We start from the raw sequence: 20,666 nt of genomic DNA, 5'->3' as shown, positions 1-20,666 counted from the left end.
TTGGAAACGGAGGCTGGGGCCTGCCACCTCAAAAACGATAGCCGCATTCCTCAAAAAACGGCTGGTCATCGGCAGGGATCATCCCCTGATGTTTGAATGGCAGCATCAGCAGGCCAGCGCCCGCAGGGAAGCGGGACCTATGCGCATTCGTTAGCCGGGGCTTCAACGATCTCGCCGGTTCCAAATCGTGCCGTGATGCAAGGGTGTTCACAGCGTTGAAAACTGAACTGGCGGTGATATCCGCGAGTTGCAGACCGGCTATTTCGCTGTCCTGCTCAACCCTCAAGCGATCATGCGAAAGCACACCGGGTGCGATACCCTTCGCGTTCAGAACTAGTGTTTGCGTAAGCGTCTGAGCTTCCAGCTTCTTCAAATAAGTGCGCAGTTCTGGGTATTTGTGGCCGCCCCTCCGCGAAAAGATCACTTCGGCCGAGCAATCCTTGTCCTCATCTTTCCGGCCGCGACGATAGCACCACTCGGTCACCCTTTCGAGTAACAAGCGTAGGCACCAATTATAGAACTCCTTGTCATTTGCACGGCCCAATTTGGGGTTGTAGTGATCGCGCATGGAATCCTTATGTGAGGCAACGACAAATAGCCTCAGCGGCTTCCTACCGAGCATTCGACATACGCGCGCTTGATTTGGCGCAGAGAGGTTCCGGTAGTGCAAGGCGTTCGCATTTACATTGCGAACCGCCTCATTCATGTCCTTCACCCAATCGATTATATCAAGTTTTCGGCTGTTGCTGACTACTACGGCTGAAACGGTGAACCAGTCGGTCCAATGTCGCTCATCGTCGTCCTTCGGCTTGACGCCTGGATCGCCAGCCTCGTCTATAAAAACCTGAAATTTTGGCATCGCGCGAATATAGTTGCTTGTCGCGTAACGAGTCGAGTCTTTTGCCTGCACCATTTGGCTGCTCTTGCACTCACATGCCGGTTGATTCATAAGGATGACGTTGTGGCACCCATATTGAAGGGACCGCGACCCGTGCTTTCAGAACCAGCAATCGCCCACCGGTCGAACTGATCGATGGACTGGAAGATTAAGCAGCCCAGCGGCGACACGCTCGGCCCGTTCCGCCGTGAGCTATCGAAGCGCGTCACCATCGCGGCTGGTAGAGCCACCGACAAAGCCGCACGCTCTGCCCGCGATGAGATCCGCGCCACGATGCGCACCCAGCGGTTGGGCGGACTGTCCCGCACGATTGCGTCAACCTCCGACGCCGAAAAGGGCCGTATCAATATCGGGGATATTTCGTCGTTGGACGTCGGCGGCTTCGTCTCTGTCCGTGGCGTGAAATCACCGCGCACAGCCGGCGCGCTGAAAAGCTACATCGACCAGGACACGACGCAGATCGCGCCAGTGCGCGGGCGATGGCTGGCGATCCCGACCGGAGAAATCCCCAAAAAGGTGGCGAGGCGCAGAATCACACCTGACCTCTACCGCTCATCAGGGCTGGAGGAGAAAATCGGACCGTTGCAATTCGTGCGCAGCGGCAAGCCGGGGATAGCCTATCTCGTGGTCAATGACGTCACCGTCCGCACCGACGGCAAGAATGGCAAGGCCAGGCGGCTTCCGAAACGCGGTGTTGCCAGCAAGGGGCGGGCACATGTTTCGATCATCGCTTTCATTCTGATCCGCGTGACGCGCCGATCGCGCCGCGCTGACCCTCGCCAAATCGCTGAAAAATGGGCGCGCCGTCTGCCTGCTCTACTCAACCAGGAGCTTTCCGGCTCCGCCATCAAGTTCTGAGGCTCGACATGGGCAATCTTAACTCATTCCCGCTGGTTCTTTCGATAAAAGCCGAAGATGGCGCCGTTGCAAGGATGCGCGAGTTCGAAGCCAACCTGCGCAGCAGCGCCGACCGGGCTAGCACCGCGTGGGAGAAGGCGGGACAGCGTGCCGACAAGGCATTCTCCTTCAACGGCGCGAGCCGGGAGGTAAAGCAGTTCGGTCGAGAGATCGAGGCTCTCTACCAAAAGCTGGCGACTAAGGGACGGGTTCAGAATCTTGCAGCCAGCGCTTTGTCTGGTTTCGATACCGGCGGCGCGATCCGCCAAATAAATGCACAGGCCGCCGCAGAGGAAACCTTGGAGGCCACGCGCCGTCGGAATCATGCCGAACGGATGGCTGCTGTCCAGCGGGAGATAGCCTTGACGCTGGGAGGCATTCGCGAGCGCCAAGCGGCCGAAAACGCGGCCTTCCGCCAAGCGACAACCGAAGCGGAACGGCGCATAGCTCTTGAGCGCCAGCGTATCACCGAGAGCGCGGCGAGGATCGCGGGGCCACAAAACCTTGGCGGCGTGACCCTTGATCCTGCCGCGACGCTGCGGTCCGCAACATCGGCTCGCGCATTTGCCAATGCCCAACGCGAGATTGCGGAGGCCGCCACCGTCGCCGCTCGTGCCGTTGGCACCGCCACTGCAGAAGATAGGGCCTATGCGACCACGGCGCGCCAGGCTGCGGCAGCGGCGGAGGTGGAGGCCCAGCGGCTCGAACTGGTGGCAGCGACCCACAGCAAAGTGGCCAGCGCATTGGTGGCATCGGGTGGTTCCCTTGCTCGCACCAGTGCAGCGGCAGCGGTGTCGGCCGGCGCACAGCGGGCGGCTTATGCGAACCTCTCGAATCAGATTGCGGACGTAGCGGTCCAGGCCCAACTCGGTACGAACGCCTTTGTCATCCTGTTGCAGCAGGGAAGCCAGGCATCGTTCGCCCTGGCTCAGACGGGCGGCAAGCTGGCTGCGCTCGGCCGCTTCCTCTCCAATCCTTGGGTTGTCGCCGCAACGACGGCCGCCGCAGTGCTAGGCAGCTACGTCACCAAGTTGGGTGAAGCCGATACCGCCAGCCATCTGGCCAAGGTGGGCGCGAACGCCCTGACAGACGCCCAGGGTGTACTGGGCACCATGTTTGACCTGACCTCCGGAAAGCTGGAAAAGCAGAATGAACTTCTCCGCCTCAATGCCCGGTTGACCGCCATCAATCTCCGCGCCGATGCGGCCGCCAAACAGGCCTCGTCCGCAAAGGTGTTTGGGCAGGACGGGCTATCGACCACCACCAAACTCCGCGCCGGGGCAAGCGCCTACCTGCCCTTGGGCCTCGGCAACGTGGTTGGCGGCGATTATTTCAGGGCCCGCGAAAATCAGCAGGCTCTCCAGCGGCTGGAGCAGGAGCGCGCCAAAGCCGAGCAGATCAAGAATGCCGACGCCCGCGCGAAAGCCATCGATGCAGTCCTGCAACGGTCCGAAAAGCTCGATTTTTCCGGCCTAAAAATCACCGGCGAGGAATACCGGCAGGCGCTCATCGACCGGTCCACCAGCGGTATCAATACCCAGATTGCCAAACTCATCGATGAATCGCTCGATAGTGGCACCCTCGCCAAAGGCCTCCGCAATCCTGCCAAGAAAACGGGGAGCGGCACCGCCGACAGGATTGCGGGACTGGAGGAATCCGGCCGGGATATCTTTGACCGCATCAAGAACATTGCGGCACCCTTTGGGGATCAGCCTAAACTTGTTCAGCAGACAGCCAAGGCGATGGCCGAACTGGCGGATATCACCGATGACCTGACTCGGAAGAATGACGCCTATGTCAAGGCGACTGGCAAGGCGTTGCCCGGATATGAGAAAACCCTGACCGCCGCGAAGGAAGCCGCCGCAGTGATCGGCAACGCGCCGGTGATGGCGATCAAGCAGCAGACCGATGCGCTGGCGGATCAGGCGCGGGTGCAGGAATTGCTGGCGCAGGGCCGCCCGGCGGAGGCCGAAGCGCTTCAGGCAAAGCTGGCCATCATCCGGCAGATTGGCGTCGAACTGGACAAAGAGCCGGAGGCAGTCAGCAAGGCGCTGGCGGAATATGAGGAGCAACGAAAGCGCCTGGCGCAATTGACCGTCGATGCACAGGCGACCAGCGCCACGCGGCAATTGGAAGAGGCAAACCAGATTCTTCAGGCGCAGCTGTCCGGTAACGAGCGCCTGGCTGAACTGCTCTCGCGCCGGTTCCAGATCGAGCAGGGCACTGCGCAGATCGGTGATGAGCAGCTGGCCAACCTTGAAAAGCAGATCGAACTCAACAAGGCCCTTACGCAGGAGAACGAACGCCGCAACCAGCTGATTGCGATCCAGGTACAGCAGGCGCGCGACCTGCAGAGCGCGTTTGAGAATTTCCTGACTGAGCCGTTCGCCAAGGGCAGCCTGAAGTCGCTCACGGACAGCATCACCCAGTCGCGCCGACAAGCCATTGCGCGGGAGATCAGCGTCAAACTGTTCGGTGACATGGGTTCGACCGTTGAGGACAAGCTGCGTAATGCTGGGGAAGTGGTGACCATTGCCGGGGACACGCTCAACGCTTCAGCCACAACCATCAGTGATTCGGCGGGGAAGGCGTTGGAGGCGCATCAAGCTGCAGCGAAGGCCCTCACGGATTCCGCGACTGCCATTAGCAATGCCGCGGCAAACTTCCTGGCTTCGAATGACAATATGCCTTCCATCGGACAGCTGACCACCACTCCAACCGCTTTTGGCAGTCAAACCGGGCTGGAGCCGTTCCTGACCAGTTTTGCAAAGGGCCTGCAGCCGATCCAAGACATCTGGAGCAATGCGCAACCAGCCCAGGAACTTGCCGATATCGTAGTGACCGCGCAGCGCTATATTCCGGCCAGCGCCCAACGAACTGCTTCGGGTGGCGGCTTCGGGACTGCGGTTGGCGGCGTGAATGGGTTGACCACCCTGTTGAGTTTCGCCAGCAGCGCAGTCGGCGGCAAGGCGGGCGGCCTCATCAACGGGCTGTTGAATGCCGCGGCATTCAATCAGATGGGGCAACTGGCAGCCAGTGGCATCTTAAAGCTTGGCGGCGGCACCTTTGCGGCAGCGGGAATCGGCCAGACGGTCGGCAACGGCATCGCTGGCATAGGTTCTGGCATGTTCGCAAGCAGCCTGGTCAAGATGCTGGGCATCAAGGGCTCAACCACCGGTGGCGCGATCGGTGGCGCGATAGGCAATGCACTGCTGCCCGGCATCGGCGGCTTCATTGGCGGCGCCCTGGGCTCTGTCGTCGGCGGCTTGTTCAAGAAGACTCCCCGCGCCTATGTTTCGCTGTCCACGGATGCTTACGGCAACACAGATGCGGAGAAGCTGACAGCGAAGGGCAAGGGTAAAGGTGCCCGGCTCGATGCGGCATTCCAGTCTGCGGACTCCGTTTTCGGCGCCCTTGACCAACTGGCCAGCGCGTTCGGAACTGGCCTTGCAAGCAACATGGACCTTGGCTCCATCGGCTCGCGGAAGAAGAAATACACGTTTGACCCGGATGGCAGCGGCCCGTTGGGGCGCGTATCCTTCGCGACCGCTGAGGAAGCCGTGAAGGCCGCGCTGGTCAACGCCATCAGCAAGGACGTCATCACAGGTATGCGCGACAGCACCAAACGGCTGCTGACCGCTGGTGGCGATTTCGACAAGGCGCTGCAAAAGGCTACCACGTTTGAAGGTGTGTTCACTGACCTCAAATCCTATCTCGATCCCGTCGGGGCAGCTATCGATGGCGTCGACAAGAAATTCGCAAATCTACGCAGCATCTTCGCAGAGGCAGGCGCCTCAGTTGAAGAATATTCGAAGATGGAGCAGCTATACGGGATTGAACGGTCGGAAGCGGTCAAGCAGGCTGCGGAGAGCATCAGCGGCACGCTTCAGTCCTTCCTGAGCAGCCTGCGCTACAGTGGTGACAGCGGTCTGTCGCTGCGTACCCGCCAGTCCAATGCCAAGGCGGAGTTCGATCCTCTGGCAGCGCAGATCATGGGCGGCCAACGTGTCGACCAGGACAAGTTCACCAGCACGGCGCAGTCCTATCTGGACATCGCCCGCGAACTGTACGGCTCGACCCAGCGATATTTTGACCTGCTGGCCCAGGTGACGAACCTGACCACGAAGGCCATCACGAACGCTGGGGGCACCGTCACACCCATCACCGCAGCGTCGACGGCTTCAGCTATTGCGGCGGCGACCGGCACCACCTCCAGCGCGTCGGGCAGTGCTGTTACCGCTTCGGTCACGGGCACTACCACGGGCATCACCGGCGCCACTTATGACGTCGCCCGGCAGATCGCGAACGACAATGCGAAGCTGGCTGAAACCATCGTTGAGCAGTTCAAGCAGCAGACCCAGGCCATCGCCATTCCTGCTGATCGCCTCGCCTGGTTCACGCGGACGGACTTCGTATCAGCGATGCAGGAATCCTTGGGCATTTCCGCTCCGTCTGGCCAATCATCGGCGCGCCAAAACAGCATCCTGACCGCGCCCGATGTGGTGAATGGGCTGCAAGTCCAAACCAGGGCCCTGACCGAGCGGTTGGACACCCTGATTACCGTAACGACGGGTGGTGGCAGCTTGTCCAGCGCGAAGCCTATCCTCCAGGCTCCCGTTGGGGCAACGCAGCGCACCGGCACGATATTGGGGTTGCGGAATGCCTGATGCTGGTCAGAGCAATTCGATCGCAGCGCGAAGCTCGGCAATGCGGGCGGCGATTTGGGCCGTCTCGCGGTGGATGCGGAGAAGGCGAGCGTCGTCCACGCTGATGCGGGCTTGGGCAGCGGCGGCGCGGTCTGTGGCATCCATGCCGGTGGTGCGAAACCGCGCCATGAGGCCCTTGATGCACTCGATTTCCTGGCGTTTCAGTTCGGCAATCTGGGCTTCCAGGGCTTCGCGGCTAATCATGACCATGCTTTCATAAGGGGGGAAAGGTTCCCGCCGCCCGCGGGTGTTGTGGCCATAATGGGCGGCGGGAAAAGTTGGCGCGGTCAAGCGCCGTATGAGCCAGTCGCGGTGGTGGATGCCGCGCTGGCTTTTTCTATCGGTGGAACCCATTCGAAGCGGACGCGCTGGCGCTTGCCAAGGCCCCGTACTGGGCGGCCGCCGGCGCGATGCGATTTGCAGCGCCGCGAAGGGAAGCCGCCGCCGCAAACTGAGATGCCCCAAAACGTCTCCCCGCACTCAGCACAGGGCGCCGAGTAGGTGATCATGGCTCCTTCAGTTCCGTCACGGCGAATGAAGCGATCGATGCGGAGAACTAGGAACGGCTGCTCGTCCATAAGCAGCATATGACCCACGGCGATGCTGGATGCGTCGGGCATAGTGGCACGCACATATGGCGGCCTCCGATCTTCAACTTCGTTGCTCATGGCGACCTCCAATGTTGGGTCCGAGGCGGTGACAAGCCCCGAGAAAACCTGTCACCGCCCGCGCTGCGCTTCGGCGCGCGCCCGCCGGGCAACCATCCGGCGGCGAAGCTGAATTGATGGTCTTCGAGGCGGGCAGAGACCAAGTCCGAAAAATCTCTGCCCGCCCTCGCAACGTCCATTCGCGACGTGCGCCCGCCTATGGCTGCGGCGGCGAACTGAAATGCCGATGTCCTGTTCACCGGCGCCAAGGGACGAAAAACCTTGGCGCCGGCGGCGCTGCGTTGCCGCGCGCGGCGAAGTCGCTGCCCTTCGCCAACCTCTGAATGGACATGTTCAAGGCAGGCGGCGACCAATACGGATATCGCCGCCTGCCCGCGCAACGCCGTGGGACGCGCGCCCGCCGGATGTCGAACCGGCAGTGAACTCAATGACCCGATGGTATGCTGTTGTTCGCCAGCCGCCGGGTCGACGCCCATGTCCCCGGCGGCCAACGGTGCGCGGTTGCCGCGCACGGTGGAGGAACAGAAAACTCCACCAACTCCCATTACATCATGCTCGACCGGTGCCGGGCGTGGATTGCGGTGCCGGCGATCTTCAACGCGGGGATATTCTTCTCGAGAATTGCGACCAGCTCGGGAGCTGCGATCAGGTAATTGCGTGGGATCAAACGGCCCGCAGCCAGCCCGTTCAGCCCATGATCCAGCGCTGTTCCGAGCTGAGTGGCCTTGGCCGATTTTGTGGCATATCCCAGCGTTTGCACGTCAACGTAAATGCGTGCGAGCCGACCCGCGAGTTCTTCCGCCTCTGCGCGGACCTCATCGACAATACTCTCCAGCGCCAGGCTCAAACGCTCGCGCGCCCGCTGCTGCAGTTCGCTGCGCCGATAACGGAGTTGTTCCGCGTCAGCGGCAAGCGCCTTCATGCCTGCGGCGATCGCCTCCTTCTCGGTGCGAACCTTTTCCTCGCTGATGACCACATTTGCCATGTCGTCGCCGTTCAGCAGGGCATCAGCCTGGCTACGTCCGGTGTGGGTGCGGTCCTTGACGTCGGCCAGCTGCCGGGTCAACTGCATCGACTTCGCGCGCCCGCGCTCGACAGCTGCATCAATGGCGGCGATCCGCTCATTGACCTCAGCCTGTTCCTTTTCAATGTCTGCAAGGTCGACGGCTGACAGCTTCCGCGCGAGTGATTTCAAATCCATGCGTCGTCCCCTCAATAGCGCCGCGAAGCGTGGATGGCTGCGCTAATGGCATCCCATCCGTGCGGGTCGTCCTTGCTGACTTCTTCCGAGTTCTCCTTGGCTGCATGATGGCCGTAGGGGTCGCGAACACGCGCATGGGCCTCCCGCCATGACTCCGCGATTTCCGCCTGCCGACGTACGGCCGCCTGCTGCTCAGCAGCCTTGCGCCGCTTGGCTTCCGCTTCAACCTGCTGCTGGCGCTGTGCATCGAGGGCGGTCCGCTGGGCTGCCGAGAGCGGTGGCGGGGTGACAGCTTTCGCTGCAACCGAGGCGGCTGGTTTGGGCTTCACAGAGGCCGCCGGCACGGTCGGTGCAGCCGAAGGGCGCGCCGCCGTCACCACCTGCGGGGGTGTAGACAGCGAGGCACGCGCGACGCTGACGATGGCTGCGTAGGGCGAGTGGCCCACTTTGGGATATGGGAAATTCATTATTGAAGCTCCTCGCGAAGGATGTCCTCTGGCGAAATTTCCAGGTGCTGGGCGAGAGTGCCGCGATAGGCTGCTTTGGCGGCAGCCCAACGCATGTTCTCCCCGAGCGGCGAATTTTCGACCTGAGCGATGAGCTTGTTCATTTCATGCGCCCGATACGCCTCCAGCGAACTCAGTTGCGCATCGCTGAGCTTGGCGATTTCTTGGGCAGCCGCGGTAGGATACTGGCTGACCCGGAGCGCGAGTGTCCGCCCCTCATCAATCTTGTCGGCAATGTTGGCCATGCTTTCACCTGCCAGTTCGGTTGATATGGCAGGATAATGACATGTGATTCGCATCCGGTCGGCCGGAGTCGGTCAGGGTCAGTCAGAGTTATCGTCCATCAGCCTTCGCCGGCGGTGATGTTCAACGGCGTCAATGGCGATCTGTGCGATGGGCCGTATTGTCGACACCGCAGGTTCATGCCCCAGATCCGCAAAATGTTCGGCCACCATCCGCTCGATGATGGCCTGATCGCCCCTCTTGCCGAAAAGGGGATTGATGCCCAGGCCACCGTCATTTGCGCGGGCGCCCAAAGCAGCCAAGGCGCGCTCACGATCAAATGTTTGCGCTGGTCCGTTCCCTCTCATGCGCTTTCCGGCACCCGGCGGCGAAACCGACTGCATAAGCTCATCAGGGGGCAGCTTTGCGGCGGGGTCGAGCGCCATGCCTTTGGTGAGACGATCAAAGGCTGGCCGGTCGACAGACACGCCGCTGACTATGATGGTCAGGTTCCTGGCCATCGTCGCGCCGCCATATGTCCCGACCTGAGAGAAGCGACCGGTCCCCCATCCGGATTGCAGTTCGGTTCGATCGAGAGAGGTCCCCTTGGATGCATCAATGACCTGGGCGCCCTCAGCAGTTCGGTCGGTGTTCCAAAACCAGGCCGGAAGCAGGAAATCTGCGGCGTCTGTCGGGCAGTCGATGAGCGCCCAGTTACTCTGCGCCCACCATGTCGAGCAGCGGGCGGTAAGCACACCATCGCGCATCTGGTTGCTCAACCACTGTCTAGCTCCCGGTGTGGCAAAGGGACCGCATGGCTGGGTGAGAAGTTGGACCGCCTGTCCGATTGGCAACCATTCGCTTTCTGACATGCGGTTCCCTCCGTCCGTGGAGCGGCCAGCCCGTCGCCAGGCTGGCCATATTCGGCAAATCTATCAGACCGGAATGCCAGGGCGCCGGTCATGCCCGGTGCAGCGATGGACGTTCCCCGTGTCGGCTGACCGGACCTCCTGCCCATTTGCCCGATAGCTGGTCAACAGGTTCGAAACCCCGACCACCATCCGCTGGTCACGGAAGATGTCATAATCTAGCGTGAAAACCAGCGGCGTCGGCACGTTGTCGGTGGCCTCCCAGCGTTCCGCATCGTCTTCGTCGCCAGGGCCATCCAGCTTCCGAGAATACGTCAACGGAAGGGCTGAACCGCTGAACACGCCATCCTCTTAGGCATCACATCGGTCCTCATCACCATCTTCCGCTGGATCATCGTCTTCAGGCGGATCATCAATCTCAGTGTCCTCGTGCAAATCCGCACGAATGGTCCGACCATCTGCCCCAAGAAAACATTGTCGCGATGCCGACATGAAGGCCTCCTTCGACTTCCCGCGGGTGTGCCATTCGGGCCAGGAAGAATCGTGGAGGTCCCCGGGGTCATCGGCCTCGTCGCCGTTTAGCTCAACATCGAGATCACCATCAGCGGCGTCGAGCAAATCGATGGCGACACTGATGAAGGCGGCTAGCGTGTCCCGGTCATATCGGGCGAGGACAGCCCCGATCGCCGGAAAGGGGCCGGCGTGATTTTGGTCAGTCATGCCTTGATCCTCCCGACCAAGCGGGCGGTCTCTTCAGCGGCGACCTGTCGGCGCAGTTCAGCAATCTCCTCATTCAACGCCCGCCCAAGTTCTATGCCGAACGCGATCGATGAATTCGACGAGATAGCTTCGTCTTCGGTGGCGACAAACATCTGCTCCAGCGTCGCATGAGCGAGCGCTGCCAAGCGGGTGAGGCGGCATGTAAGGTTGCGCATCTCCATTACTCGCTCCCCTCTAAAATCAATGCTGTCACCGCCGCCTCTAGGTCGGGGTTACTGTGAAGCTGTCGTTCGAGGCGGCAGGCCATCATCGCATCCGCGTCGATGCATCCCGCAAGCTGGACGACGAAGGCAATTCCCTCGGGTCCGACCGTCCAGCGGCCGCCGCAAGCTTCGAATGCGTCTAACCAGTCCGAAGCAGTTGCCGGGCGCAATTCCAAATCGGCCAAGCGAAAAATGTCGCTGCAAACAGCCGACAGGTCGTGAGCGCCTTGACCCAATTGCAGGTGAGCCAATCGCAGAAGAGCGCTGATCTTGTGGAAGAGCGCAACCTCGTTGGGCGCCGGCTGGCCCATCATCTGCCGATGAGCATCGACCCAAACTTTGTGTGCCTCCAGCCGTTCATCATCGCCAGCCGCTTTGCAGAAATCCCGAAATGCTCGGCGTTCCCGAACGACGCCCCTGACCCATTGGGCGCCAGGGTCGACTGGTTGGCCCGGCGGTGGTATTGTTTCACTTCGCATGTAGGTTCCCTCCTTCGTGTGAAGGCCGGGGCGTGGTTGCAGCCATCGCCTCGGCCGTTTTCATCGCCTGGCACGATTGCCAGCCGACTTGCCGCCGCGCTCATCGGAACGCTGCAATTCCGCGTGTTTTTCCCAGGTTGCTTCCCAGAGCCGTTCAATCTGGCCCCGAACCTCATTGTCGCTGCCGAACTCGTCCAACAGCTTTGAGAGCTGGCCCTGACATTCGATCAGGTCGATGCATTGGGGGTTCGATTTCAGCAGCCGCTCGTACCGAGCCAGGGATTGGCCAAGGTCCATTCCCCAGCCGGCAACCTCCAGAAGCTCCTTTGCCGAAGGCGCGTTATCGTCGGACTCTTCGGCCCCCTGCCAAGCCCCATCTGAGCTATCGTCTAGGTGCGTCGACTGATCGGAAAAGGCGTCGACGGAAAAATCTTCGAAATCGCCGCCGCGCCGCTTAGCGGAATTTAGTTCATTCGATTCTTCGAAATCTATTTCCTCGTTTAACGAAATATAGTGTTGAGGCGTTTTCGGCAGATTTCCGCGGGTTTCAGCAAAATCGCGGCCAACTATCTCGGCAGGATTGTTGGCGGGTTCGCTAACTATCGCGGGGTCATCGTTGGCAACCTCGCCAACTTCTTGCTCGTCAGATGGTTGGCGATCCTGCAAACTATCTGCGCCGTCATACACCACCCGCAGGGTGAACTTCCGTTTGTCATAAAGCTGGGGCTCGCGCACGACGTAGCCCCACCGGAGCAAACGCGATAACGACCGGCTCCCGCTGGTGTAATCGCAGCCAACCTCTTCGGAGAGGGTTTTCATGCTAGCGAAGCAGCCGCCTCCCTTGCCTTTCACCAGTGACATGCCGTCGTGCAATGCGATTGCACCACAGAAGCGGATATCCAGTGCGGATGGTGCCGGGTCGCTGAAGATGCGGCGCGGCAGGCAGCCGAAGGTGCGCTTATCGTTCGCCATCTCCCCCTCCGGTTTCGATGTCAGGAGTGGGGACGATGGGATGCCGGGGCTGCCGCCAGTCTAACAGGCCGCGAGGCTGCGGATCGTTGAGACATCTGCCGATCGAGAAACCGCTGAAGTTTCGGGGTGACGCGGGGCGCCGCGCCCGGTAGGGTGCTGTCGTTCATTGAGGTTCCAATCTTTGAGCATTGCCGGCGGGGTGGCGTCCATCCGCCTCGTCGGCACAACCGGGCATCAGGCCCGTTCCCCTGTTCGATCAATCACGCGCCATCCACGACTCATGCGCAGCCCCCCGGCCCAGCCGCGCGCCCTGCGATAATCTGGCAGGTCCGCATCCAGATCCTCGCCTTCGACCGGCGGCTGGACCTGGACACGAAAGCCGGGCGGCGCCGACATGATGACGATGAGCCGCTCGGGCTCACCCATTGGAAGCCGCCTTGGTGAAGGCGGCTTCGATGTCCGATTTCTTGAAAAACAGACTGCGGCCCAGACGGACGCAAGGGAGATGGCCCTGTTCGGTGAGATGCCAGATTTGGCGCTCGGTCAAACCGCAGTGAGCGGCTGCAGCCTTTGCACCTTTCAGAAGGTCTTCGCTCAGCATGATTTCCTCCATCTGAAACTGCTAATGCAACATTGCGCTATCATCTCCGTTTGCGCCGCGCAATCGAAAATGCAAGATCGCACTATGAGCGATTCATCCGCCGAGACGGTGCACTTCAGTTTTGGAACAGTGGAACGCGTTCTCGCGTCTCTCCATCATGTCGCGGGGGACCGCCGGAGCGCATTCGCGAACCGCATTAAGAATTTGCAGAGGCTTGGTTATCCAACGGGCACCAACACTGGCCGCGGGAGAGCGGCGGCCTATGACATTGGTGCCCTGATCCGCTTGGTCGTTGTCTTCGAATTCCTGCAAATTGGGCTTCCACCTGAACGCGCGATCAAAGTAGGGAAAATGGTAGACCTAAACTTGCTGCTTGCTGCGGATCTCGCGGTGGAGACACTGCTTTCTGGAGATTGCGACCAACAGAGTAGAGATTTTCTAAAAGACTACTTCATTCTAGTTGACCCTATGGCGCTCAACCAAAATGGCGAAACTGATCAAGATTTTGCTTCTATTATGCACGTTACAAGCTGTTACGGAAAAGAACTCCAACGATATTTGATGAGCGATACAAGCCATTTGGCGGTTGTGAATTTTACTCTGGTCTTCGAACGCACAGCGGCAGCGCTCTATCACGAGGCCGATATTGACACTGCTTCATTCTCCAAAGCCGTGAAGCAATGGGTCGGACCTTGGGCGAGAGAGGTGAAATTTGACTAGCATCCGCCGCCGGGCCTGGACCTCCCCCAAGGGTGAGGCGAAAACCGCCTGGCTGGTCGATTATGTCGACAGCGGAGGGAAGCGCCGGGCCAAGCAGTTCGCCAAAAAGAAGGATGCGGAAGCGTGGCTGGTCAGCGCGGCCTGGCAGGTGAGCCAAGGCGTGCATACGGCGGACAGCGCGTCTGTCACAGTGACGAAGGCGGCCCAATTATGGATCGAGAAGGCCGAAGCCGAAGATCTGGAGCGGTCGACTATCAAGCAATATCGCGAGTTGGAACGCCTCCATATCAGCCCGCTCATCGGCAATGTGAAGCTATCCCGTCTGACCATGCCGATGGTCGAAAAATATCGGGATGATCTGGTGGCGAGCCGATCGCGGGCGATGGCAGGGAAGGCGGTGCGAGCGTTGTCGATGGTGCTGGCAGAAGCCCAGCGCCGCGGCTTGGTAGCGCAAAACGTCGCGAAGGGCGTGAAGGTCGTTCGCCAGGGCCGCGACAAGGCGAAGATCGAGATTCCGACCAAGCAGGAGCTGAAGGCGCTGCTTGCTGCCACGACTGAAACCGAAAAGCCCATCATCATGACCGCCATCCTGACCGGCTTGCGGTCATCAGAACTGCGCGGGTTGCGTTGGCAGGACGTCGATTTTAAAAAGGCGACAATCAGTGTTAATCAGCGCGCCGATCAGTGGGGAGCCATCGGACTTCCCAAAAGTGCGGCAGGGTTCCGTAGCATCCCCATTTCGCCCGCGCTTGTCACGGTGCTGAAGGCGTGGAAGCTCAAAGCGGTCAAATCGGACCTCGATCTGGTGTTTCCCAATGCGAAAGGCGGAACGCAATGGCATCAGAACATGCTTCGCCGCATGTTCATTCCGTTGCAGGTGCGCGCCGGCGTTTCTGAGCCTAAGCTGGATAAACAGGGCAAGCCGATGAAGGATAAGGAGGGCAGGGCAGTGCTGACCGGCCGCTATGGCTTCCACGCCCTCCGCCATGCCGCGGCGTCGGGTTGGATCGCTCAGCGAATCGACCTGAAGCGATTGCAGGTCTGGATAGGGCATGAGAACATCCAGCTGACGATCGACACGTATGGCCATTTGATCACTGATGCAGGCGGTGACGCTGAACTTATCGCCGCTGCCGGGGCGGACGTTCTGGGTTGATGCGATGAATAAGCTTTTCCGCCTAGAGAACGGCTATTGGACTGCCACCGGCCCGTGGGATCCTGACATGAACTTCGTTCCCACAATTAGGCAGCATATGCCAGAATTGCGGCCAGGCGACTGGCATTGGAAGCCGTTAAAATATGGCTCAAAGATCAGTTTCCGCACCAAGGAATTGGCAGATCAGTTCATCGATACCGGCCTGTTTGTCATCTTGACTTAGCATTGGACATGCAACACAGATGCAACACGGGTACCTTAATTCCGCAGAAAACTACATATTGAAGGCTGAATCATAATCCGCGTGTCGGGGGTTCAAGTCCCTCCTCCGCTACCACCTTTACAGACAGTCAGGCCCAGGCGGATTTTCCGCTTGCATTCGTCCTTTCCTGTTGCACTAATGTTGCAATGCACAACCAGCCGATGGCCGGCTGAGGGAGGATCGATACTTTGCCCTTCCACGAAATGTTTGAGCCGGATGGTTCGATACGCCCCTGCTACGCGGAAGTGCAGAATTGGGTGGATCGGACCGGCATTGCCGGGCTCAATCGTCGAATGGATGAGGCGGAGGCGATCTTCCGGCGCATCGGCATCACCTTCGCCGTCTATGGGGAGGGGGGCGATCCGGAACGACTGATCCCCTTCGACCTGCTGCCCCGCATCTTCATGGCCCAGGAATGGCGCGTGCTGGACAAGGGCATCCGGCAACGGGCGCGGGCGCTCAACGCCTTCCTCCACGACGTCTATCATCGCGGAGAAATTGTGAAGGCGGGGGTCATGCCCGCGGACATCATCTATCAGAACAGCGCCTATCTGGCGGAAATGGCCGACTTCACCCCGCCGGGGAAAGTGTACAGCCATATCGTCGGCATCGACATCGTCCGCACCGGGCCAACCCGGTTCGAGGTGCTGGAGGATAATTGCCGCACCCCCTCCGGCGTGTCCTACATGCTGGAAAATCGTGAGATCATGACCCGCATGTTCCCGGAACTGTTCGCGCAGGGCGTGGTCGCGCCGGTCGACGATTATCCCGCGGAATTGCTGAAAAGCCTGAAGGAAGTCGCGCCGCCCGCCTGCAAGGGCGATCCGGTGGTGGTGGTGCTGACGCCCGGTTCGCTCAACAGCGCCTATTATGAGCACAGCTTCCTTGCCGACCTGATGGGCGTGGAACTGGTGGAGCCGGCGGACCTGTTCGTCGACGACGACCGGGTGTGGATGAAGACCACGCTGGGGCCGAAGGCGGTCGACGTCATCTACCGGCGCATCGACGATGAATATATCGACCCGCTGGTCTTCCGGCCGGACAGCCTGCTGGGCGTGCCCGGCATCTTCAACGTCTATCGCAATGGCGGGGTGACGCTGGCGTCCGCACCGGGATCGGGGATCGCGGACGACAAGGCCGTGTACATCTATGTGCCGGAAATGATCCGCTTCTATCTGGGCGAGCAGCCGATCCTGGACAATATCCAGACCTGGCAATGCGGGAAGCCGGACGAATGCGCCTATGTGCTGGAAAATCTGCACGAACTGGTCGCGAAGGAAGTCCATGGATCGGGCGGCTACGGCATGCTGATCGGGCCGAAATCGACCAAGGACGAGATCGCGGCCTATGCCGACCGCATCCGCGCCAATCCGGGCGAGTTCATCGCCCAGCCGACGCTGGACCTGTCGACCGTGCCCACGCTGGGACCGGCGGCTGTGGTGGGGCGCCATGCGGATTTCCGCCCCTATTGCCTGGTAGGCAAGCAGATCAGGCTGGTGCCCGGCGGGCTGACGCGGGTGGCGCTGACCGAAGGATCGCTGGTGGTGAACTCCAGCCAGGGGGGCGGGGTGAAGGACACCTGGGTATTGCAGGATTGATGATGTTTAGAACCTTCATCACCCTTCTTCATCATTCCCGCGAAGGCGGGAATACATCTCCTAACCTCACCCCTGGCGGCACGCTTGGGAGATGGATTGGCTTCGCCGTACTGGCGTTTCCCGCCTTCGCGGGAATGACGGAAGAGTGGGAGCGGGCCCCATGCTGAGCCGGACCGCCGAAAATCTCTTCTGGATGGCCCGCTACATGGAGCGCGCCGAGGCCACCGCCCGCTTGCTGACCATGGGCCAGCGCATGGCGATCCTGCCCGGCGCGCATCATCGCGACGAGTGGCGATCGGTGGTGCGGGCCACAGGCGCGCTCAACCATTTCCCCGAAGGCGCGCAGGTGACGGAGAGCGACGCCATCGCCTTCCTGATGCTGGACCTCGACAATCCCTCCTCCATCCGGTCCTGCCTGCTGAAAGCCCGCGCCAACGCCAAATCGGCCCGCACGATGTTGACGCAGGACATGTGGGAAGCGCTGAACGAAGGCTGGCGCAAGCTCGACAGCTATGACGTGGCGGAGGCGCGGCAGCAGCTTCCCGCGCTGATCGACTGGGTGAAGACGCGGGTGATGACCTTCCGCGGCGCCGCCCATTCGGGGCAACTCCGCAATGAGGGGCATGATTTCCTGCGCACCGGCTCCGCGCTGGAGCGGGCGCAGATGACGCTGCGCCTGCTGGACGTCAAATATTATGTGCTGCTGCCGGAAACGGAAGTGGTCGGCGGCAATCGCGACCATTATCAATGGACGTCGGTGTTGTATGCGCTGTCTGGCGCGCGGGCGTTCCACCATGTCTATGGCGGCACTTACACGCCCTGGCAGATCACCGATTTCCTGATGCTGAACCGCCTGTTCCCGCGCAGCGTCGCCTATTGCTACGACCAGCTTGCTTATCGGCTGAACCGTCTGGCCGGATGGCATGATGCGCGTTCGGCCTGCCATGACACCGTGCGGCAGATGGTGACCGATCTGGAGAAGCTGGACAGCGGCGAAATCTTCCGGGCCGGCCTGCATGAAACGGTGCAGAACGGCCTGATGAGCACCAACCGCTTGGGCGTCGAGATCGCCCAGGCCTATCATTTCGGCTGATGGGAGGACGCGCATGAAACTGCTCGTTCGCCACCAGACCATCTATCGCTATGAGGCTGCGGCCGGGCGGGTGGCGATGCGGCTGAAGCTGATGCCCGTCGACACGCCGACGCAGAAGGTGCTGGACTGGCAGGTCAGCGTCAATGGCGATCCGCTGACCGGCTTTCGCCGCAACAGCTATGGAGAGATGGAGGCGATCTGGGTCCGGCACGACCGGTTGGACAATGCCGTCATCGTCGCGGAAGGACTGGTCGAAACATGCGAAGGCCATGGCGTGGTGGGCTGGCTCGGCTGCCCGGTGAATCCGCGCTATTTTCTGCGGGAAACGCGGCTGACCGGGGCATCGCCGGAAATCCGGGCGATGGCGCTGTCCCTCCCCGACGAAGACGGGCCGCTGGCCCGGCTTCATGCGCTGTCGGCCGCCGTCAGCGATGCCGTGGCCTATCGCGCAGGCGTGACGACCACGAACACCACGGCGGCGGAGGCTTTCGCGCTGGGCGCCGGGGTCTGTCAGGACCATGCGCAGGTGTTCATCGCCGGCGCGCGGTCCATGGGCATCCCCGCGCGCTATGTGTCCGGCTATCTGCTGGCCGATGAGGGCGACGTGCTGCATGAAACTCATGGCTGGGCGGAGGCGCTGGTGCCCGAACTGGGCTGGGTGGGATTCGACCCCTCCAACCGGGTCTGCGTGACGGAGCGCTATCTGCGCCTCGCCTGCGGGCTGGATGCGGATGAGGCCGCGCCGATACGCGGCTCCGTGACCGTGGCGGGCGATATCTGGATTGACGCGGACGTCCGGATCGCGCAGGCGGAGGATGGGGTGGAGGAGCGGCAGCTCCAGCGGCAGCAACAACAGGGCGCGCAGACCACCACGCAGGGTTGAACGACGATAGGAGCCCTTGGGGCCATGACTTATTGTGTGGCGGTGCGCGTCGACCAGGGGCTGGTCATGCTGTCCGACACCCGCACCAATGCGGGAATGGACAATATCGCGCGCTTCCGGAAAAGCTTCACCTACAGCGTGCCGGGCGAACGCGCGATCACCCTGATGTGCTCCGGCAATCTGTCGATCACCCAGGGGGTGAAGGCGATGCTGGGCCGCGCGATCAAGGATTCGGCGCTCGATCCGAATGTGGAGACGATCCTCAACTGCCCCACCATGCACCGCGTCGCACAGATCGTGGGGGAGGCGATGTGCACCATGCAGGGCCGCTATCGCAGCACCATAGAGATGCAGGGCGCGGCGGCGGACGCCTCCATCCTGATCGCCGGGCAGCGCAGGGGCGGCAAGCCGCGGCTCTACCTCATCTATTCGGCCGGCAATTTCATCGAGGCGACGGAGGACACGCCCTTCTTCCAGATCGGCGAGCATAAATATGGCAAGCCGATCCTGGACCGCATCATCAAGCGCGAAACCAGTCTGGAAGATGCGACCAAGGCAGTGTTGGTGTCGATGGATTCGACGCTGCGGTCCAACCTGTCGGTGGGGATGCCGCTGGACCTGACCGTGATAGAGCGGGATGCCTTCGACTTCCGCGTGCGCACCCGGATCGAGGCGGACAATGAGGAGTTCCAGCTTCTCTCGCACAGCTGGTCCGCCGCGCTGCGCAAGGGGTTCGAGGATTTGCCCAACGTCCTCGATTGACGGGACGAAGGCGGCCGCCCAAGGCTCAGCTTCTCACCCTTCAAGCAAATCCATCGCTTGCGCGTCCGCCTGCTTCGCCTATCTCATCCCGACAGACGAATCGCAGCCGGAAAGACTTTCATGACCGCCACCCATTCGACCCGCATGCTGATCCTCGGTTCCGGCCCGGCCGGCCTGTCCGCCGCCATTTATGGCGCGCGCGCGGGCCTGGCGCCGATCGTGGTGCAGGGCATGCAGCCGGGCGGCCAGTTGACGATCACGACCGACGTCGAAAATTATCCGGGTTTCCGCGACGTGATCCAGGGGCCCTGGCTGATGGAACAAATGCAGGCGCAGGCGGAGCATGTCGGCGCGCAGATGATGTACGACCAGATCATCGACGTCGACCTGTCGGAACGGCCCTTCCGCCTGAAGGGCGACAGCGGCACGCTCTATTATGCGGACAGCCTGGTGATCGCGACCGGCGCCCAGGCCAAATGGCTGGGCGCGGAGGGCGAACAGCTTTTGCAGGGCAAGGGCGTCTCGGCCTGCGCGACCTGCGACGGCTTCTTCTATCGCGGCAAGAAGGTGGTGGTGATCGGCGGCGGCAATACCGCGGTGGAGGAGGCGCTGTACCTCACCAACCACAGCCATGACGTCACCCTGATCCACCGCCGCGACTCGCTCCGGGCGGAGAAGATCCTCCAGCAGCGCCTGTTCGCGCATCCGCACATCAAGGTGCTGTGGAACCAGGCGGTCGATCGCTTCGTGGGCGGCGGCGATCCCGAGGGGCTGGTCGGCGTCGACCTGGTCGACACGGTGACCGGCCACAAATCGCATATAGAGACGGACGGCGCGTTCGTCGCCATCGGCCACCAGCCCGCTACGGAGCTGTTCGTCGACAAGCTGCCGATGGACGAGGGCTATCTGCTGGTGGAAAAGGGCACGACCCGGACCGCCATCCCTGGCGTTTTCGCGGCGGGCGACGTCAGCGACAAGGTCTATCGTCAGGCCGTTACCGCCGCCGGCATGGGCTGCATGGCCGCTCTGGATGTGGAGAAGTTCCTGGCCGAAGCCGATTTCGAGGCTGTCGCGGCGGAATGAAATGGTCAAGCGGTCGGATTGCGTAGCGTCAATGTCCGCAACTGGCCATCCCCGGCCTATCTCATAACGTCCCCGCCTCTTCTCTGCCGCTTAACCAATTTTCGTGG

24 protein-coding genes are annotated in these 20,666 nt (G+C 61.3%); 10 read left to right on the top strand and 14 right to left on the bottom strand.

What is annotated here, in order from left to right; genetic code table 11:
* Positions 1 to 28 precede the first annotated feature (28 nt).
* On the bottom strand, positions 29 to 913 hold the full coding sequence (locus A0J57_RS18205; protein ID WP_061940905.1) for a DUF3800 domain-containing protein: 885 nt from the start codon (positions 911 to 913) through the stop codon (positions 29 to 31).
* A gap of 120 nt (positions 914 to 1,033) precedes the next feature.
* On the opposite strand from A0J57_RS18205, the gene A0J57_RS18200 reads away from it, so the two are divergent.
* Together A0J57_RS18200 and A0J57_RS18195 are read left to right on the top strand one after the other, a co-directional pair.
* Positions 1,034 to 1,756: a hypothetical protein gene (locus A0J57_RS18200; RefSeq protein WP_062017312.1), complete on the top strand. Its 723-nt coding sequence runs from the start codon at positions 1,034 to 1,036 to the stop codon at positions 1,754 to 1,756.
* Between the two features lie 8 nt (positions 1,757 to 1,764).
* Complete coding sequence (locus A0J57_RS18195; RefSeq protein ID WP_153017876.1) at positions 1,765 to 6,462, top strand: hypothetical protein; 4,698 nt, start codon at positions 1,765 to 1,767, stop codon at positions 6,460 to 6,462.
* A 6-nt stretch (positions 6,463 to 6,468) separates the two neighbouring features.
* Here the strand turns inward: A0J57_RS18195 and A0J57_RS26085 are convergent, their stop codons facing one another.
* The 13 genes from A0J57_RS26085 to A0J57_RS18135 all read right to left on the bottom strand — a co-directional run bounded on the left by A0J57_RS26085 (position 6,469) and on the right by A0J57_RS18135 (position 13,002).
* Entirely contained in the window at positions 6,469 to 6,705 is a 237-nt protein-coding gene (locus A0J57_RS26085) for a hypothetical protein (protein WP_153017875.1), read from the bottom strand.
* A gap of 83 nt (positions 6,706 to 6,788) precedes the next feature.
* On the bottom strand, positions 6,789 to 7,169 hold the full coding sequence (locus tag A0J57_RS26080) for a hypothetical protein (protein ID WP_153017874.1): 381 nt from the start codon (positions 7,167 to 7,169) through the stop codon (positions 6,789 to 6,791).
* A gap of 544 nt (positions 7,170 to 7,713) precedes the next feature.
* The gene (locus A0J57_RS18185; protein ID WP_061939862.1) at positions 7,714 to 8,370 is read right to left on the bottom strand and encodes a hypothetical protein; all 657 of its coding nucleotides are present in this window, start codon (positions 8,368 to 8,370) and stop codon (positions 7,714 to 7,716) included.
* A gap of 11 nt (positions 8,371 to 8,381) precedes the next feature.
* Positions 8,382 to 8,837, bottom strand: a complete 456-nt coding sequence (locus A0J57_RS18180; protein WP_061939860.1) for a hypothetical protein — start codon at positions 8,835 to 8,837, stop codon at positions 8,382 to 8,384.
* Positions 8,837 to 9,121 (bottom strand): hypothetical protein, encoded by a 285-nt coding sequence (locus A0J57_RS18175; RefSeq protein WP_061939858.1) that lies wholly within the window; start codon positions 9,119 to 9,121, stop codon positions 8,837 to 8,839. Before A0J57_RS18175 ends, A0J57_RS18180 begins: the two co-directional genes overlap by 1 nt.
* Positions 9,122 to 9,199: 78 nt before the next feature.
* Positions 9,200 to 9,877 carry a hypothetical protein gene (locus A0J57_RS18170; RefSeq protein WP_153017873.1) on the bottom strand — a complete coding sequence of 226 codons (678 nt, stop codon included), beginning with the start codon at positions 9,875 to 9,877 and terminating at the stop codon, positions 9,200 to 9,202.
* Between the two features lie 156 nt (positions 9,878 to 10,033).
* The gene (locus A0J57_RS18165) at positions 10,034 to 10,285 is read right to left on the bottom strand and encodes a hypothetical protein (RefSeq protein ID WP_061939854.1); all 252 of its coding nucleotides are present in this window, start codon (positions 10,283 to 10,285) and stop codon (positions 10,034 to 10,036) included.
* Between the two features lie 33 nt (positions 10,286 to 10,318).
* Positions 10,319 to 10,687: a hypothetical protein gene (locus A0J57_RS18160; RefSeq protein ID WP_061939851.1), complete on the bottom strand. Its 369-nt coding sequence runs from the start codon at positions 10,685 to 10,687 to the stop codon at positions 10,319 to 10,321.
* Complete coding sequence (locus A0J57_RS18155; protein ID WP_061939849.1) at positions 10,684 to 10,908, bottom strand: hypothetical protein; 225 nt, start codon at positions 10,906 to 10,908, stop codon at positions 10,684 to 10,686. Before A0J57_RS18155 ends, A0J57_RS18160 begins: the two co-directional genes overlap by 4 nt.
* Positions 10,908 to 11,429 carry a hypothetical protein gene (locus A0J57_RS18150; RefSeq protein ID WP_153017872.1) on the bottom strand — a complete coding sequence of 174 codons (522 nt, stop codon included), beginning with the start codon at positions 11,427 to 11,429 and terminating at the stop codon, positions 10,908 to 10,910. The genes A0J57_RS18155 and A0J57_RS18150 overlap by 1 nt, the downstream gene beginning before the upstream one ends.
* Positions 11,430 to 11,489: 60 nt before the next feature.
* On the bottom strand, positions 11,490 to 12,401 hold the full coding sequence (locus tag A0J57_RS18145) for a helix-turn-helix domain-containing protein (protein WP_061939845.1): 912 nt from the start codon (positions 12,399 to 12,401) through the stop codon (positions 11,490 to 11,492).
* A gap of 234 nt (positions 12,402 to 12,635) precedes the next feature.
* Positions 12,636 to 12,827 (bottom strand): hypothetical protein, encoded by a 192-nt coding sequence (locus A0J57_RS18140; protein ID WP_061939843.1) that lies wholly within the window; start codon positions 12,825 to 12,827, stop codon positions 12,636 to 12,638.
* Complete coding sequence (locus tag A0J57_RS18135; protein WP_061939872.1) at positions 12,820 to 13,002, bottom strand: helix-turn-helix domain-containing protein; 183 nt, start codon at positions 13,000 to 13,002, stop codon at positions 12,820 to 12,822. Before A0J57_RS18135 ends, A0J57_RS18140 begins: the two co-directional genes overlap by 8 nt.
* An 84-nt stretch (positions 13,003 to 13,086) precedes the next feature.
* Between A0J57_RS18135 and A0J57_RS18130 the strand changes: the two genes are divergently transcribed.
* The 8 genes from A0J57_RS18130 (at position 13,087) to trxB (ending at position 20,559) form a co-directional block, all read left to right on the top strand.
* On the top strand, positions 13,087 to 13,722 hold the full coding sequence (locus tag A0J57_RS18130; RefSeq protein WP_061939841.1) for a hypothetical protein: 636 nt from the start codon (positions 13,087 to 13,089) through the stop codon (positions 13,720 to 13,722).
* Entirely contained in the window at positions 13,715 to 14,878 is a 1,164-nt protein-coding gene (locus tag A0J57_RS18125) for a site-specific integrase (RefSeq protein ID WP_061939838.1), read from the top strand. The genes A0J57_RS18130 and A0J57_RS18125 overlap by 8 nt, the downstream gene beginning before the upstream one ends.
* Entirely contained in the window at positions 14,823 to 15,101 is a 279-nt protein-coding gene (locus tag A0J57_RS18120) for a hypothetical protein (RefSeq protein WP_153017871.1), read from the top strand. The genes A0J57_RS18125 and A0J57_RS18120 overlap by 56 nt, the downstream gene beginning before the upstream one ends.
* Positions 15,102 to 15,328: 227 nt before the next feature.
* Positions 15,329 to 16,738 (top strand): circularly permuted type 2 ATP-grasp protein, encoded by a 1,410-nt coding sequence (locus tag A0J57_RS18115; protein ID WP_025550184.1) that lies wholly within the window; start codon positions 15,329 to 15,331, stop codon positions 16,736 to 16,738.
* Between the two features lie 160 nt (positions 16,739 to 16,898).
* Complete coding sequence (locus A0J57_RS18110; protein ID WP_025550183.1) at positions 16,899 to 17,831, top strand: alpha-E domain-containing protein; 933 nt, start codon at positions 16,899 to 16,901, stop codon at positions 17,829 to 17,831.
* A 13-nt stretch (positions 17,832 to 17,844) separates the two neighbouring features.
* On the top strand, positions 17,845 to 18,714 hold the full coding sequence (locus tag A0J57_RS18105) for a transglutaminase family protein (RefSeq protein ID WP_048575373.1): 870 nt from the start codon (positions 17,845 to 17,847) through the stop codon (positions 18,712 to 18,714).
* 24 nt (positions 18,715 to 18,738) lie between these two features.
* The gene (locus A0J57_RS18100; RefSeq protein WP_061939836.1) at positions 18,739 to 19,476 is read left to right on the top strand and encodes a peptidase; all 738 of its coding nucleotides are present in this window, start codon (positions 18,739 to 18,741) and stop codon (positions 19,474 to 19,476) included.
* Between the two features lie 120 nt (positions 19,477 to 19,596).
* Complete coding sequence (gene trxB / locus A0J57_RS18095; protein WP_061939834.1) at positions 19,597 to 20,559, top strand: thioredoxin-disulfide reductase; 963 nt, start codon at positions 19,597 to 19,599, stop codon at positions 20,557 to 20,559.
* Positions 20,560 to 20,666 lie beyond the last annotated feature (107 nt).

Source organism: Sphingobium sp. 22B (assembly GCF_001580035.1).
Lineage (GTDB): Bacteria > Pseudomonadota > Alphaproteobacteria > Sphingomonadales > Sphingomonadaceae > Sphingobium > Sphingobium fuliginis.
The sequence above is the reverse complement of the archived record's forward strand: the minus strand, read 5'-3'. Positions and strand labels throughout refer to the sequence as shown.